General features: G+C 48.2%; 18 protein-coding genes and 2 pseudogenes. 18 read left to right on the forward strand and 2 right to left on the reverse strand.

Features of this window, described 5'->3' with window-relative positions; all coding sequences use genetic code 11:
• Window positions 1–200: 200 nt before the first annotated feature.
• On the reverse strand, window positions 201–1217 hold the full coding sequence (locus tag HPC37_RS07320; RefSeq protein ID WP_208122512.1) for a phage portal protein: 1017 nt from the start codon (window positions 1215–1217) through the stop codon (window positions 201–203).
• Window positions 1218–1261: 44 nt separating this feature from the next.
• Entirely contained in the window at window positions 1262–3043 is a 1782-nt protein-coding gene (locus HPC37_RS07325) for a terminase large subunit domain-containing protein (RefSeq protein WP_208122513.1), read from the reverse strand.
• A gap of 166 nt (window positions 3044–3209) precedes the next feature.
• On the opposite strand from HPC37_RS07325, the gene HPC37_RS07330 reads away from it, so the two are divergent.
• The 18 genes and pseudogenes from HPC37_RS07330 (at window position 3210) to HPC37_RS07405 (ending at window position 15274) form a co-directional block, all read left to right on the forward strand.
• Window positions 3210–4091 carry a GPO family capsid scaffolding protein gene (locus tag HPC37_RS07330; protein WP_208122514.1) on the forward strand — a complete coding sequence of 294 codons (882 nt, stop codon included), beginning with the start codon at window positions 3210–3212 and terminating at the stop codon, window positions 4089–4091.
• A 2-nt stretch (window positions 4092–4093) separates the two neighbouring features.
• On the forward strand, window positions 4094–5104 hold the full coding sequence (locus HPC37_RS07335; RefSeq protein WP_208122515.1) for a phage major capsid protein, P2 family: 1011 nt from the start codon (window positions 4094–4096) through the stop codon (window positions 5102–5104).
• Window positions 5105–5204: 100 nt separating this feature from the next.
• Window positions 5205–5917, forward strand: a pseudogene (gene gpM / locus HPC37_RS07340) (phage terminase small subunit).
• Window positions 5910–6362: a head completion/stabilization protein gene (locus HPC37_RS07345; protein ID WP_208122516.1), complete on the forward strand. Its 453-nt coding sequence runs from the start codon at window positions 5910–5912 to the stop codon at window positions 6360–6362. Before gpM ends, HPC37_RS07345 begins: the two are co-directional and overlap by 8 nt.
• Window positions 6359–6826, forward strand: a complete 468-nt coding sequence (locus HPC37_RS07350) for a phage tail protein (RefSeq protein ID WP_208122517.1) — start codon at window positions 6359–6361, stop codon at window positions 6824–6826. The genes HPC37_RS07345 and HPC37_RS07350 overlap by 4 nt, the downstream gene beginning before the upstream one ends.
• Window positions 6823–7518, forward strand: a complete 696-nt coding sequence (locus tag HPC37_RS07355) for a hypothetical protein (RefSeq protein WP_208122518.1) — start codon at window positions 6823–6825, stop codon at window positions 7516–7518. Before HPC37_RS07350 ends, HPC37_RS07355 begins: the two co-directional genes overlap by 4 nt.
• A 137-nt stretch (window positions 7519–7655) precedes the next feature.
• The gene (locus HPC37_RS07360; RefSeq protein ID WP_208122519.1) at window positions 7656–8789 is read left to right on the forward strand and encodes a DUF2586 domain-containing protein; all 1134 of its coding nucleotides are present in this window, start codon (window positions 7656–7658) and stop codon (window positions 8787–8789) included.
• Entirely contained in the window at window positions 8789–9241 is a 453-nt protein-coding gene (locus HPC37_RS07365) for a phage protein (protein ID WP_208122559.1), read from the forward strand. The genes HPC37_RS07360 and HPC37_RS07365 overlap by 1 nt, the downstream gene beginning before the upstream one ends.
• Window positions 9242–9327: 86 nt before the next feature.
• Window positions 9328–9477: pseudogene (locus tag HPC37_RS10940) on the forward strand (HP1 family phage holin); the annotation flags it as partial.
• A 15-nt stretch (window positions 9478–9492) separates the two neighbouring features.
• Window positions 9493–10035, forward strand: coding sequence for a lysozyme (locus HPC37_RS07370; RefSeq protein ID WP_235961594.1), 543 nt, complete (start codon window positions 9493–9495; stop codon window positions 10033–10035).
• 270 nt (window positions 10036–10305) lie between these two features.
• Window positions 10306–10572, forward strand: a complete 267-nt coding sequence (gene lysC, locus HPC37_RS10945; protein ID WP_235961567.1) for an Rz1-like lysis system protein LysC — start codon at window positions 10306–10308, stop codon at window positions 10570–10572.
• Entirely contained in the window at window positions 10569–10871 is a 303-nt protein-coding gene (locus HPC37_RS07380; protein WP_208122521.1) for a putative phage tail assembly chaperone, read from the forward strand. The genes lysC and HPC37_RS07380 overlap by 4 nt, the downstream gene beginning before the upstream one ends.
• 56 nt (window positions 10872–10927) lie before the next feature.
• Window positions 10928–11056, forward strand: coding sequence for a DUF6890 family protein (locus HPC37_RS11285; RefSeq protein WP_408021833.1), 129 nt, complete (start codon window positions 10928–10930; stop codon window positions 11054–11056).
• A 3-nt stretch (window positions 11057–11059) separates the two neighbouring features.
• Window positions 11060–11947: a phage tail tape measure protein gene (locus HPC37_RS07385; protein ID WP_208122522.1), complete on the forward strand. Its 888-nt coding sequence runs from the start codon at window positions 11060–11062 to the stop codon at window positions 11945–11947.
• Window positions 11934–13178, forward strand: a complete 1245-nt coding sequence (locus HPC37_RS07390) for a hypothetical protein (protein WP_208122523.1) — start codon at window positions 11934–11936, stop codon at window positions 13176–13178. The genes HPC37_RS07385 and HPC37_RS07390 overlap by 14 nt, the downstream gene beginning before the upstream one ends.
• Window positions 13179–13186: 8 nt before the next feature.
• Window positions 13187–13522: a DUF2590 family protein gene (locus HPC37_RS07395; protein ID WP_208122524.1), complete on the forward strand. Its 336-nt coding sequence runs from the start codon at window positions 13187–13189 to the stop codon at window positions 13520–13522.
• Entirely contained in the window at window positions 13515–14681 is a 1167-nt protein-coding gene (locus HPC37_RS07400) for a baseplate J/gp47 family protein (RefSeq protein WP_208122525.1), read from the forward strand. The genes HPC37_RS07395 and HPC37_RS07400 overlap by 8 nt, the downstream gene beginning before the upstream one ends.
• Entirely contained in the window at window positions 14681–15274 is a 594-nt protein-coding gene (locus HPC37_RS07405; protein WP_345790021.1) for a phage tail protein, read from the forward strand. The genes HPC37_RS07400 and HPC37_RS07405 overlap by 1 nt, the downstream gene beginning before the upstream one ends.
• The last annotated feature ends 36 nt before the right edge of the window (window positions 15275–15310 follow it).

Raw genomic sequence — 15310 nt, forward strand, 5'->3', positions numbered from 1 at the left:
GTGGTGCATTCGCTCCGTCTTTTAATCACACACGGTGAGCCGCAAAACTTGCAATAAATTTCAACTTGTCGCGCCATTTGCATTAATCCTATTCACAACAAAACAAGAGAGAATATACCAAAAAGAGGTGTTTTGAAAACTAAAAACCTGTCATTTTATACAGTATTTCTCTTGACTTTTGACAACCTCAAGCGCGGCAATCAGTTAGACTCCGCCTCGTCTTTGTGCTCAAAAATTACCCGCAATTTGCCCACAATTTCAGGGTCGGCGTTGATGGCCTGCGTAATAATCTCTTGCATTGGCAGCACCTCGTCTTGGCGGTAGGCGGTGCGGATTTTGATCGGGTCGCCAAGCCCGCCCGTGTTGCTTGGAATGATGCCACTCAAGCCCGGTGGGAATCGGTGCGCGGTCAAAATATCCTGCGAGCTGATGTTTTTGATGTTGGCAAATTCGTCTTTTGTGCCACTGTCGCCAATTGGAATGATTTTCACGCCGTCGGGGTTGCCGTTTGGAATGTTGATAAACATGGAGCGGAAATTGCCGATCCCTTTTGACGCGCTGATCTTTTTGGCGATCTCGTCTTCCATCTCTTCGCTTAAATCGGGGTCGGTAGTGTAGAGAATAAAGCCCATATGCGCCCCGTTGCTGAAATACCGCCGGCGAAAGGTGGTCGACTCACTGTTGAGCAGCGCGGATTGAATGCCACCCACATAATCGGGCGAGCCGTAAACCTGCTGCATCGGGTCATAGAGCTTGATAAAAATAATATCTTTCGCGCTGTATTGGTAATAGTCTTCGGGGCTGTCTAAATCGCCGAGGGATTTTTTGAGCAAATAAAGAAAGTTGCCATCTTTGCCCACGCGCAAATAAAGCGATGACAACACGTGCAGCCGCATCACCTGCCCCAGCGCATTGCGGATTTTGAGCAAGCCCACATCACCAAACTGCACCAAGTTCAAACAAAGCGCGCGCATATCCAGCTTTGACAATGCACCGCTAACGTAATCCCCGCTGATCATATTCGCGCGGCTGTGCAAAATGCCACAGTGTTGCGCGTTTTGGTGCGGCAATTTCGCCAGCATAAAGCGGTTAATCGGTGGTAAATAACACGGGTATTGCTGGTGAATGCCAAGGCCTAAATAATCCAGCGCGGGCGCGCCGATCAATTCATTGGCGGAAAACTGCGCCACGGTTGGCGCAATCGGTTTAACCACCATTTTTTTTGCTGTTTGGGGTTTTTTTGTTGCTGTGTTGTTCATGGTTATCTCCACGCGCTGCGGCGTTTCTTGTTATCGTTTAACGGTTTTTTGTTTATGGCGTTGCAAATCGCCCAAAACACGTCGGCGTGCTGGTTTTGGCTGTTGCGATCGGCCACAAAGGTTTGTTTGCTGCCTTTTTGGGTGCTGGTTTGCTTAATCATTAAAAAACTGGCGGGGATGTCGCTTTCTTTGTCGGACCATTCGATCAAATGCTTGTCCACCAAGTCATAGACTTTGAGCACCATTTCGGCCTTAACATCGGGGCTATAATTAATCGGCGTGGCCGCACGGCGGGCAAAATCCGCCACCATTTCATACACGCCATAGCCCACGCCGCTGGTGTCAATGCCTATGTAAGTGATGTTGTAGCACTCACACAATTTGCGGATTTGCTCCGCTTGATAGGTATAACTCAAGCCGTGCCATTGAAAGCGCGCCAAAAGTCGGTATTTTTCGCCCGGTAACGCGGGTGGGGCTATCAGCACAAAGCTAGCGCCATCAACGCTATGCGCGGGGTCGTAGCCCGCCCACACTTCACGCTGACCAAAAGGTGACGTGCTTGTGGGGTCAAAATCGCGCCATTTCGCCACATCCACCGCGCAGCGGAGCAAGTCTTTTATGTTGAAAATGCTGTCGCCGTCATCCACCCACGCACACATAAAAAGCTGCTCAAATGCGCTTTTGTTGTATTGCTCACGCAGCTGGTTAATGTCAAATAACGTGCCCGCCCCGCCTTTGATTGCGTCTTCAATTGTGACCACATAGCGCCATTGGCCATCGGGGCAAATGCGCCCACCGTCGCGCATTTCTGCCACGGTTGGGAAAGCTTGCTGCTTGCGATCACTGTACCCCTTGCGCCAGCTCTCCCCACTCCAAAACGCATAAGAGGCGTGCAACTTACTACTCGGGGTTGAAAAGTAGGTTTGACGCCATTTTTTGTGCGTTGCCATTGCCGACGCCACGGTGGTGAACTCGTCAAAGTTACGCAGCCACGCGTATTCATCACCATAAACGTGGCCGTGATATCCCTGCGCCGTGCTTTTATTGGTGGAAAGAAAATGTAATTCTGCGCCATTGCTCAAGATGATCGGGTTGCCCTTAAGTTCCAGCTCAAAATATTCACGCGCCATTTTTCGAATGTAGATCAAAAAGATTTCGGCTTGTTTTTTACTGGCGGACAAAAAGATCTGATTGTCGCCGCTGAAAATCGCGTCTTCTAGCGCCTCAAATGCAAAATAATAGGTCGCCCCAATTTGGCGGCTTTTTAAAATGTTGCGAATGCGTTGGTTTTTGTTGTCACGCAATATGCGTTGATAGGTAAACAGCGAATCAATAAACGGCTGCGCCATGTCAGGCGTGATGTGTGAAACATCATTTTTAACCGCACTTTTGCCCCTTTTGGAGCGCGCTGGGGTGTTTTCGTCGCCTGCCTGTGTGTTTGCTTGCCTTGTCGCCTTTTCACGCTCCTGGGCGCGGACCTTTTTGTATTGAATATCTTTATCAATCAGGGCTTCAAGTTCTTTGATTTCTTGATCGCTTTTATTCTCACGGTCAGAGAGCGCCATAATGCGCAAGGCGATCAACTCTTCCACCCCGCGCTCGCCCAGCATATTGCGCCACTGGTATTTCTCCGCCCAGTAGTAGATCGGGCGCGGGCTTTTTAGCCCCAGCTCATTGGCAATTTCTGCGGGTGTGTATTTTTTCAGGTAAAGGTAGCGCGCAGCGTAGATCGTCTCGTCGCTGTATTGGCTTGATTGTCGGATTCGTAGTTGTTTGCGTTCCATAGGCGCATTTTTCCACGCCACACAACAAAAATCGCTCGTTGCATTTCGGTTATTTTCGGTTATTCGCCCTTTTTGCCCAATAACCGAAAATAGCCGAATTTGTGTGAATGATTTTCATCATAAAAAGGGGTAAAACTAAAAATCATTTTAATCAGGTGCACACATAATGAGCAAAACCGAATTAACAACCGATTACATCTCTGTGGCATTAAGTGGCCGCGCCATTGACGGGCGCGAAATTCGCCCCGAATGGCTAGAACAAGCTGCCGAACAATACGACCCCGCGCTCTACGGCGCCAATATCTATTTTGAGCACTACCGCAGCTTAGGCTCCTTTGGCACAGTGCAAGCGCTCCAAGCCCAAAAAGAGGGTGATAAAGTGCGCTTGTATGCCAAAATTTCACCCACGCCCGAGTTGTTGCGGCTCAATCAACGCGGGCAAAAACAATACACCAGCGTGGAAATCATCCCGCAATTTGCCGATACGGGCAAAGCGTACCTTGTGGGCTTAGGCATTACCGACAGCCCCGCCAGCCTGGGCACAACCCGCTTGCAATTCTCCAGCCGCATCAATGAAAGTGCGGTCATCTCCGACGTGCAAGAGTTCAATTTAGGGCTGGACGTCGCAACCGAGCTTTCACCGGTTGAACAACAATCCCTATTTAAACGCTTTTTAAATTTCAGCGCGCGCCTGTTTGGTGACGACACTCAAGCCAGCACCGACGCGCCAGAACACTTTTCTCACAACAATAATAATAACAACGAGGAATTAACCATGACGAAAGACGAAATCACCGCAGCGGTGACCACTGCCGTGGCCGCGGCATTTGCAGCGCAAGCGCAAGCCACCGAGGCAAAACCTACCGAGCCTGCCAAAGATGAGCAAGCGGAAAAATTTGCCGCCCTTGAGAAAGCGTTGCAAGACACGAACGCACAATTGGCGCAGCTGAAAAAAGACTTCGCCGCCGCGGTGAACACGCAAGCCACCCAAGAGCCAAGCGGAAAGCCGCTTGATGATGCAGCAAACCAAGTAAATATGGCGGTGTAATTATGCGTAGAGTGCAAGAATTCAATCAATTTGTAACTGCCGTGGCCAAATACTACGGCGCGGATCTTGAGGCCGTGTTACGTGGCCATTCGTTTTCAGTCAACGTCCCTCAAGCGGCGGAATTGGGCGAGAACATCCAACAGCGCTCTGATTTTTTGAAAAAAATCAACATGGTGATGGTCACCGATATGAGCGGTTATAAACTCTTCGGTGCAACAGAAAAAGGTATCACCGGTCGCAAACCCGATGCCCGCTATTTGGCCAAATTGGACCACACCCAAAACAAATATGAGCTCAAAGACACCGATTCGGGCGTCATTATCCCGTGGGCGATGTTTGACAACTTTGCCCGATTTGGCGACCGCCTAGCCGCACTTTATGCTGACTATGTGCAAACACAAATTGCGCTAGATATGTTGCAGATCGGCTGGCACGGTAAATCCGCCGAGGCGACCACGTCAGCTGGCGATTTGAGCGACGTCAACAAAGGCTGGTTGCAGTTAATGCGTGAGCAAAAAGCTGCAAACGTGATGACCCAAGGAAAAACCCCGAGCAAAATTAAAATTTTTGGATCAGATGCTGACTATGACAATCTCGATCAGCTCGCCTTTGACTTAAAACAAGGCATTGATTTACGTCACCGCGATCGCAACGACTTGGTGTTCTTGGTCGGCGCAGATTTGGTGGCGATGGAGTCGGAATTGGTCAGCAAAGCCCACGGCTTGCAACCAACCGAAAAAGCCGCGTTAGGTATGCGCAACTTGATGGGCTCATTCGGCGGAATGGAGGCCATCGTGCCGCCAAACTTCCCAGCCCGTGGTGCAGTGGTCACCACCTTGAGCAACCTGTCAATCTACACTCAAGAAGACAGCGTGCGCCGCTCAATTCGCAATGACGAAGACAAAAAAGGCGTCATCAACAGCTATTACCGCAATGAAGGTTACGTAGTTGAAGACACTGGCCTATTTGTAGGCATTGAGCCGAAAAACGTCAAATTAAACGGCGAATCATAGAGGTTAGGTGATGGGGATTCGCGAATTTCAAGCCAAAATGCAAGCACTTGAGCAGTTGGAGTCACAATCACGCGTCACCGCTGCCATACTGGCCGACAATATGCCCAGTGCGCAAAGTGCGGTGCAGATTGCCTTGCAAAACGATTTGAACAAAATTCGCGAGTTCCCAAGCCTTGCCGAGCGGGCTCAATTTAAGCGCGAGCAGTTCTTGCCTAAATGGCAAGGGCTGGTCGATGACTATTTAAATGGTGATCAGGTTTATCAAAATGATTTATTGGTTTACTGCATTATTTTAGTTTTGACGCTGGTGAGCTGGGCCGTGCATTGCAATTGGCCGACGCCGCCATTGCTCAAAAGCAAGCCATGCCCGAGGGTTTTAAAAGTAATTTGCCAACGTTTGTCGCAGATCAAGTCTTCAATTGGGCTGACCGCCTGGCTAGTGTGGGACATAGTGTTGAGCCGTACTTTACCGACACACTGGAAAAAGTCACGACCCAATGGCGATTGCATGAAGTTGTCACCGCCAAGTGGTACAAAGCCGCCGCACAGCTGCTGCTGCGCAACGCACAAGGCAAAGTTCACGCACCGAGTGTTGACGACGCTCAAGCGCTGCAAATGGCGCTATTTATGGCCTTGCAAGCGCAAAAGCTAAACCATAAAGCAGGCGTTAATGATTTAATTTCGCGCATTCAAATGCGCCTAAACAAGCTCCACCCAAATGCGGATCAGATGGCGGCATTGCAAAGCCTCACCATGGCTGACTGTCTTGCCAAAATCCGATCCCGCATTTCCAACGGGGGTGATGATGTTTAACGGCATTGCAACCGACTACGACGATAGCGTGATCAGCTCCACGGGCTTTTGGGGCAATGTGAGCGTGCGCGACTTCCAAAAAACGCGCGCGATCCCAATGCAAATCCCAGTTGAGATGATTAAAAGCGTGTTATTGCAAGCTATGCAAGCCCTTGAGTATGACTTAAGTGCGGTGGTGCTAGGCTATCAAGCCCAAGGCTATACCCGCGCCGAAGACGTGCCCAGTGCCACAATTGGCGGCTTAAATCATATTCAAGCGCTTTATCAAAAGGCGGTATTCGCCCGCGCCAAAGCGGACTTACTGCCCGAATTTTTGACCCTATCCGCACGCGACGTGCACGAAAATAGGGATTTGGTGAAAGAACAAAAAAGCCTATTGTCGGAGGCCGCGTTTGCTATCCGCACGTTAAAGGGCAAAAAGCGGGGCGGAGTGTGGCTTTTATGAAACCGTTACTTTATCAGCAATTAACAAAATATTTGCAAAGCTTGCTGCCCGAAAGCTACCGCCGTGAGTTTTATTCGTGGATTGAGCGCGGGCGCATTATCAACCAAGGCGCGGACGTGACCGAAAACAGTGTTGAATTAATTCACATCCGTTATAGCGCGGTGCTGTATTTTGACGAATTTCCATACAACCAAATCAGCCCGCAAGAGTTGATGGTGTTTATTCAATTGTGGCTAAACACTAACGACCCAATGCGCTGCCAGTTGGATTTGTACGAAACCGATTTTGATCTTGAAATTTTGGACGACAACACCGCCGATTTGACATTCACAATCGACTTTCAAGAGCCGATCACCGCAGTGAAAAACCCACAGGGCAAAATTGTGGTAGGTGGTGAAAAATACGTCCTAGATGATATTGAAGTGAATGTTGCAGACGACATTAGCGTGCAGTTGAAACCATGATCAACCTTGAAGTTAACAAGCAAGATTTGCAGCACTTTTATGACGACGTCAAGCTGCTGGCATTATCCAGCAAGCAGAAGAAAAAGATCTTGCTATGGACAGTGCGCGCGATTAAGCGCAATTCACAAAAAAACGTGCGCGGCCAGCATACACCCGATGGCCAAACGTGGGATCCACGCAAGCCCAGAGATGGGCGGGTAAAGACACAAAAAATGCTGCGCCGCATTTTGCGGGTGGCCACCGCGGAGGCTGAAGAGCAACGCTATGGCCGCATTCGGTGGAAAAATCCACTCACTGGCGAAATTGCCCGCCAGCAACAAGAGGGCTTTACCGAAAAAATCACCCGCAAGGAGATTTTGAAAAACAAAAAAGGTGGCACAAATGGCTTGCCCGCCACGCCACAGCAAGCCAAGCGGCTGCGTGAGCTGGGTTATCGCAAACGTGTGGGCAAAACCAAAAACGGAAAAACAAAATATAAGCCTTACAGCATCAGCGAGATCCGCCAAACATTGACCCGCGCGTGGGCGGGCGCAGCAATCCGCCGGCTGGAAAAAGGCGATAAGCGCATTGATTTTAGAGATTCGTGGACGGTGCGCTTGCCAGCAAGGCCATTTTTGGACGTGCGCGATGATGAAAATATGAAAATTTTAACGGAATTTGTGAACAAATTTATCAGTGGTGAATACCGATAGAACACCGGGAGCTTGTGATGGAATACGGATTTTTAATGCTGATAGCCATATTTGTGTGGCGATTGCCCAATATTATAACCGCAATTCACTTTTTATTTACAGATAATGACCGATAACAAAAACAACAAGGGGTCTTTATGACATTTCCAAACGTGCAGATCAACACCCTTAATTTATTAAGCGGTGAAAGCAAAGAGATTGAGCGCCACGCGCTATTTATTGGTGTGGGCGAAACGAACAAAGGCAAGTTTTTTGCCCTCACGCCCGACAGTGACTTTGACACGATTTTTGGCAAATCAGCCACCGAGCTGAAAAAGCAAGTTTACACCGCGATGGTGAACGCGGGGCAAAACTGGTTTGCGCACGTGTACATTGCCGACGAAAGCGAATTTAACATTGAAAACATCGTCAACGCAGCGCAAAGCGTGGGGAGTTTTGAATACATCGTCAACACCCGCACCACCAATGTGCAAAAAACCGACGTCACCAAGCTGCAAACGCTGTTTTCTGAATTGATGGCCAAATTGGGCCGCCGCACCTTTTTCATTCAAGCAGTGGCGGGCATTAATAGCGACAGCCGCTCCGGTGAAACTTGGCAGCAATATGTCGAAAAGCTCACCAATTTGCAAAAAACCGTGGCTGCCGATCACGTAATGCTTGTGCCTAACCTGCTGGGCACTGATGTGGGGGCACTGGCGGGGCGTTTGGCCAGCCGTGCGGTGAGCATTGCAGACAGCCCCGCACGGGTGAAGACAGGCGCTTTGCTCAACGTGGGTGCAACCTTGCCGAAAGACAAAGACGGCGTAGAGCTGACGCTGGCGCAACTCAAAGAGCTGGAAAAAGCCCGTTTTAGCGTCTTTATGTGGTACCCCGATTATGACGGCTTTTACTGGAGTGATGGGCGCACGCTAGACGTTGAAGGCGGCGATTACCAAGTGATCGAAAACGTGCGCGTGGCCGACAAAGCAGCACGCAAAGTGCGGTTGCTGGCGATTGGCAAAATTGCCGATCGTTCGTTCAATTCCACACTGGCAAGCACCGAACAACATAAAACCTATTTTGCTAAGCCACTGCGCGACATGAGCAAAGGCACAACTATTGCGGGGCGGTTTTTTCCAGGTGAATGTATGCCACCGCAAGAAGATGACATTGTGATCACCTGGCACAGCAAAACGAAAGTCACCATTTACATGAAAGTGCGGCCATACGACTGCCCGAAAGAGATTGTGGTGAATATTTTCTTGGATCTTGAAACTTTAGGGGGTGAATGATGGGCGCTCGTATTTCAGGCATGAACTTTGATTTTATGGTCTATGGCGTGCCAGTACACGCGGAAAGCGTTTCGCTTTCCATCACTGACAACTCTGCAGTGGCGCAAACCAACGGTGTGCCCGACGGCTTTGTGGACGGCGATGTGACAGGCGAAGGCGAAATTGAGCTAGATGTGCGCAATGCCAACAAACTCAACGCAGCAGCCGCTGGTGCGGGGTCTTACCGTGATTTGCCGTTGGTGGATTTGGTCTTTTTTGCACAGCGTGAAAAAGAGCGTTTCAAGGTGGAAGCGTTCGAGTGCAAATTGATGTTGACCGACCTTTTGAGCATTGACCCGAAAGGCGGCGCAAAATCCACCGTGAAAGTGAAATATTTTGTCACAAGCCCAGACTTTGTGCGAATTAATGGCGTGCCTTACCTCTCACGCCAAGACACGCGCGATCTAGGCTAACAGGTTTGCGTGGGCGGATTGGGCATTAACATAACAATAATAATAAACAAAAGAGCAATCCAGCCCACGCATTTTAAGGTTGTACGATGAATAAATTCGATAATGTGCCTTATTTAGGCGCGCTTGTTTCTATTTTGAGCACATGGAGTGTGAGCGACTTGGCATCGGTTTTAGGGATTATGTTTGGTTTTGCCACACTTGCTATGAACTTTTATTACAAGCGCAAAGAATATCAATTAAAACTGGAAGAACTGCAAAGGAAATACCCAAGTGCGAAAAATATAAAAAAAGCGGCAGTGTGTAGTGTGGCGGTGATTATTGGGCTGGTGGTCAGCCAACATAATGACGAAATCCGCACCAGCGCCCGTGGCCTTGAAATTATTGGCAATGCCGAGGGCTGCCGGCGAGAGCCTTACAAATGCCCCGCCGACGTGCTCACCGTGGGTATTGGCTCAACTGCGGCCAGTGGTAATGCGATTGTGAAAAAACACTACACCGATGCCGAGATTGCCACGCGCTGGGTGGCGGACATTCAGCACGCCGAGCGCTGCGTCAACCGCTATGCTAACGGTGAAAAGCTCACCCAAGGGCAATTTGAGGCGCTGACATCGCTCACCTTTAACGTGGGCTGTGGCCGGCTGAAAAATTCCACTATTTATCGCCTTGCCCGCGAAGGCAAGAAAACCGCACTTTGTAACGAGTTTCGCCGCTGGATTTACGCGGGCGGAAAGCCATTGCAAGGGCTAATCAACCGACGTGAACAGGAGCGTGATTTATGTTTAACGGGCGAATAATTGGCTTTCAAGGTGTGGCGATCGTAGTGCTGATCTTGCTCAATGTGGTGGCTTATTTTCAAAGCAATAACCAAAAAGCCAAATTAGACGTGCTGGAAACCGCATTGAGTGCGCAGAAAAAGCAAAATTTGGCCTTGTATGCCGAGGTACTGAAAAACCGCGACATGGTGGCGCAATTTCAACAACAGCAAACGGAATTAATCAGCGCATTGCGTGAGCAACAAGCCCACGCTGCAGCGCACACTAAAGCACTGAAACAGGAGCTAGAGAATGAGAATAATCAAAGCTGGGCTGATCGCCGTGTGCCTGCTGGCATTGCACGCGTGTTCAACCAACGAGGCGCAACCGGTGGTGCTCAACACCCCGCTGCTGTGCCCACAAGTGAGCGAGTGCAAGGCGCAAACGCCGCACATCACCACCAATAAAGATTTAGTTATGGCACTGGACAACGCTTTAAACGGCCTTGAACAGTGCGAAATCATCAACCGCACTTTGCAAAATTGCATTGCGCATTACAACAACGGAGCAAAACAATGAGTAAAGCAACCGAATTATTAGATCAACTGCAAGCAAAATATAAATCTAGCGTTACCATTTCGATTAATGGCTATGATTTTGTGTTTCATCGTGACGATGCCGCTTACGATGCATTTTTAAACGAAGTAACCGAAAGTAATAAGTTAACCCCGATGAAAGATTACTTGTTGCAAATTGTTGAACGTGATCAAAAAGACGATCTATTAAAGATTATTCACTTGCCAGGCATTGCTGCAGGTATTACCGCCAAAGTAAACGGCGAATTTATCCCGAAACTTGAGATCACGGTAAAAAACTAACTGAACGGGTAAATGCAATTGATCGCAATGGCTATTCACAGGCCATTGCGCTACGAATGCAGTATTTACCCGATCAAGATAACAGTGAAATCAATTTGGCGCGCGCACTTTGGCTTGATAAGCATTATCACGAAACGCTAGCTTGCGCCGTAACAAAGGGAATTTGTGACGCATTTAAAGGTTAAATAATGGCATTCGCTGAACATGGCTTACACTACACTATTTCTTTAACAGATTTGATGTCGCCAGGCGTCAAAGAGATTGTTAAAGAAGTAGACAAATTAGGTACCCGAGGCAAGCAAGCGATGATGCAAATAGGCATTGGCGCAGCTGGCCTTGTTGCAACCGGTATGGCGCTATCGCGTGCGCTGGCGCCCGCCATTGATATGCAACGCGCACTCGGTGAAGTGAAGTCATTAGATGTTAGCGAAAATGCGTTAAACAAACTCAAAGATACCGCACTTGAATTTAGCTCCGCCTATGGTGGCGTGGCGGCGGACTTTGTGAAGTCATCTTATGATATTCAGTCCGCCATTGCGGGGCTAAGTGATGATGAATTGTCGTCATTTACGCGCGCAAGCAACTTGTTAGCGAAAGGCACAAAATCAACCGCTGACACCATTACCAACTACATGGGCACAATGTACGGCATTTTTGCTGACGAAGCTGACCAAATGGGCAAGGCTAACTGGGTTGACAAAATCGCAGGGCAAACAGCCGCAGCGGTGAAAATGTTCAAAACCGACGGTAACAAAATGAGTGAGGCATTCAAAACACTGGGTGCAACCGCTAAAGCCGCGGGGATTGACCTTTCCGAACAGTTCGGCGTATTGGGCAATTTGCAAGCTACAATGAGCGGCTCGGAATCCGCCACCAAATACAAATCATTTTTAACCAACGTATTCAAGGCGCAGAAAAAGCTCGGCTTGAGCTTTACCGACAATAACAATCAAATGCTCGATATGGTCACCATCTTGGGCAAGATTAAGCAAAAATACGGTGCCACTATTGATGAGGCAGAGTCGGCGCAACTCAAAAAAAGCCTTCGGCACAGACGAGGCGGTGGCAACGATTAAATTATTATTGCCGCAACTGCACAAACTCAAAGGCGATATTCACAGCATCGCGCAAGTTAGCAACACCGTTGACCTTGATAAAATGGCGCGATCAATGCTTGACCCGTGGCAGCAATTATCCGCTATTTTGACCAATATCAAAATCGCCATTGGTGGTGAGGTATTAAAAGCCATCAACCCACTTGTTCAAAAAATTGCTGATTTGGGCAGTGATTTTGTGAAGTGGCTCACCACATACAAAAACATTGCGCGCTGGATTGGCTATATTATCGGGTTATTGATTGGCTTTACCGCTATCACAGCCACAATCACATTAGTGGTCGGCTTATTCAAGGCGTGGGCGGTGGCCGCGGCGTTTGTAGCATCACCAATTGGGCTGATTGTTCTTGCTATCGCTGGCATTGGCGTGGTGATCTATTCCGTGCGTAATGAGATTAAAGCATTCTTTTCAGGGCTTATCACAGGCTTAAAAAAAGCGGGTATCAGTTTTGATCCCGTTATCAATGCGTTTGGTCGTATGTGGAACTCATTATCCAATATTTGGGCGATTTTTAGCCGACTAAATGATGCATTAACCTTTACGATTAATAGCAGCTATGACTTATCAAGCATTGGGGAATTAATTGGCAGATCGTTTGGTTTTGTCTTTGATATTTTTGTTGATGTATTAAATACCTTCGCCAATTTGTTTGAAACGGTTGAGGCTGTATTTTCTAACGTTACAAAATACCTGATCAAACTGTGGGATGACGTGGTCAATAATTGGAGCAAAAAATCCGCAGGTGAAATCTTTGGCGATTTAGTCAGTGGCATTGGTAACATCTTTGCCGATTTATGGGTTGGCGTTAAAAATATGGCGCTTGAAAGTATCAATTTTATTATCAGACAGATTAATAAATTATCAGGCCTTGTTGGCTTTAAGTTTGATGAATTTGAAATTGATAAAGACAGCAGTTTTTATAATCGAACCGGTGCAAGCGAAAGTTTGCTGAACACCACAAAGGCGTTGACCACAAACACCATTGCAACGCCTAACTTGCAATTAAGTGACAATGCAAAACCGCAATTAGTCAATTCATCAACAACGGGCATCAACACGAAAAACATTGCAAACAATGTGAACAATTCGGTGAACATTCACAAAATTGAAGTGAACAACCCACAAAATATGCAAGAGATTTTAAATGAGGCGCAAAAGCTATCTAACGCCCGCGCCGCATTGGCATTCTAGGGGGCAAGATGGAAGACAAATATTTTGACATTTTGATCACCGACGAAGATGTGACGTTAGACAGTGGCGGCGTGCCGCAGATTTGCAACAACCGTGTATCCATTGCGCAAGACATCAAACACGCCATTTTAGAAAGTGGGCTGGCAACACAATTAATCGCCCAGCGCTCAAGCGTGCTGCGCCGTGATGTGTATTTGCAAATCATTTTTTTAGTGGAAGAAGACGAACGGCTAATCCCCGGCACAATTTTTTTAAATGAAGAAAGTCCCGAAAGATTGTTGCTGACGGCGGAAACCTACGACTTTGGCAAAATTAGCGTGTATGTGAGCGTAAACGATGAATGAATTTAAACAAATCTTGCAAGAGGCTGGCCTACCGACAGAAGAAACCGAAATCCGCCAGCACTTTGAGCGCTTGACTGACGAGCAGGGGCTGATCACCAACACCAGCCGCATGAGCCCGTTTTGGCGCTTAGTTACCGCGATCGCGGTCAAGCCAGTGAAATGGCTGACCGATCAGCTGATTGTGGACGTGTTGCCCAATTTGTTTGTGAAAACCGCCAAAGGCAAGTGGCTACAAATTCAAGCGTGGAGCGTGGGGTTGGATTTTAAGCCCGCCGCTAAAGCGCAAGGCTACATCACGTTTTTTAAAGATGACCCGCAAATGACGGTCAAAATCGAGGCGGGCACAGTCATTCAAACCGAGCGCATCAATGAACGCATTTATCGCTTGATTGTGACCACCGACAATGTGATCCCAGAGGGCAAAGCCAGCGGCAAAATCTTGGTTGAGGCAGAACAAGCCGGTGCGGACTACAACTTAGCCAACGGCTATTACAAAATTTTGCCCACTGCGATTGGCGGCATTGCCCGCGTAGTCAATGAGGCCAACTGGCTGATTGTACCCGGTGCAGACAAAGAAACCGACGACGAATTGCGCGAGCGTTACCGCACGCAGTTTTCCAGTGTGGGCAAACATCACATTGATAGCGTGTATCGTGGGCTGGTGGCCAAAATTTCGGGCTTATCCGTCAACCGCATCTATTTCAAACACGACGCACCCCGTGGACCTGGCACAGCCAACATCTATTTGCTACTCGACACAGGCGTGCCCGCGCAGCCCTTTATTGACCGTGTGAACCGCTATTTGATGGAGCAAGGCTATCACGGCCATGGTGACGACATTCAGGCCATGAAAATGGACGAAACGCAACACCAAATCGCAGTTAAAGTCTATTTTGACCCGCGGGATAATCTAAGCGAGCAAGATAAGCAAAATTATTTAGGCGTGGCCGAGCAAATGATCCGTTGTGCCTTTCGTGAAAACAACGAATACAACGTCACTAAAACCGCGCCATTTACCCGCTTTTCGTGGTCAAAATTGGGCGAGGAAATCCACGAGCAGGTGCCACAAATCAAATCTCTAGCCTGGCAACAAGCGGACATTATCAGCGAGCTGAATATCCCCCGCATTCAGTCATTAAATGTGAGTGAGGAAGTATGATTAAAATCACTTTACCTTTTTGGATGCGGCGCGGCGAATTGCACAAAATCGCCCAATTGTTTGAGCACTGGTGGCAATTTGCGTTAAACACCATCAAGCACCCACTGCGCTTTTTAGATGAAAAAAATTGCCCGCTGGCCATTTTGAATTTAATCGCCTACCAACGCGACATCCAGCGCTTTAAAAACGAACCCGAGCGCCTTTACCGCTTGCGGGTCAAATATGCCTTTATTAACGCACTCGATGCAGGCAGTATTGAGGGCTTTCGCCGTATATTTAAACGGCTGGAGATTGGTTATGTAGGACTGCAAGAGCGCATTAAGGGCATTGATTGGGATATTATCAAAATCTATTTAACCGACGAGCAAATCGCGGGCAATAATGAGCTTTTGCGCGAGATTATCCGCAAATATGGCCGCACGTGTCGGCGTTATGACTATGAGGTGGTCAGCATTACACCCACCCCGATTTATTACGGCATTTTTGAGGGTGATTATATGACCTTTTATTGCCGCTTAAAAATGCCAACAAGCACGCTTTACCACGCGCAACACGCCCAAAATGCCGAGGTATATGTGGCGCGCATTGTTTAAAAATACACTCAATAATAAATATAACAAGTGAGTACA

Source organism: Spirabiliibacterium mucosae, assembly GCF_014884965.1.
Lineage (GTDB): Bacteria > Pseudomonadota > Gammaproteobacteria > Enterobacterales > Pasteurellaceae > Spirabiliibacterium > Spirabiliibacterium mucosae.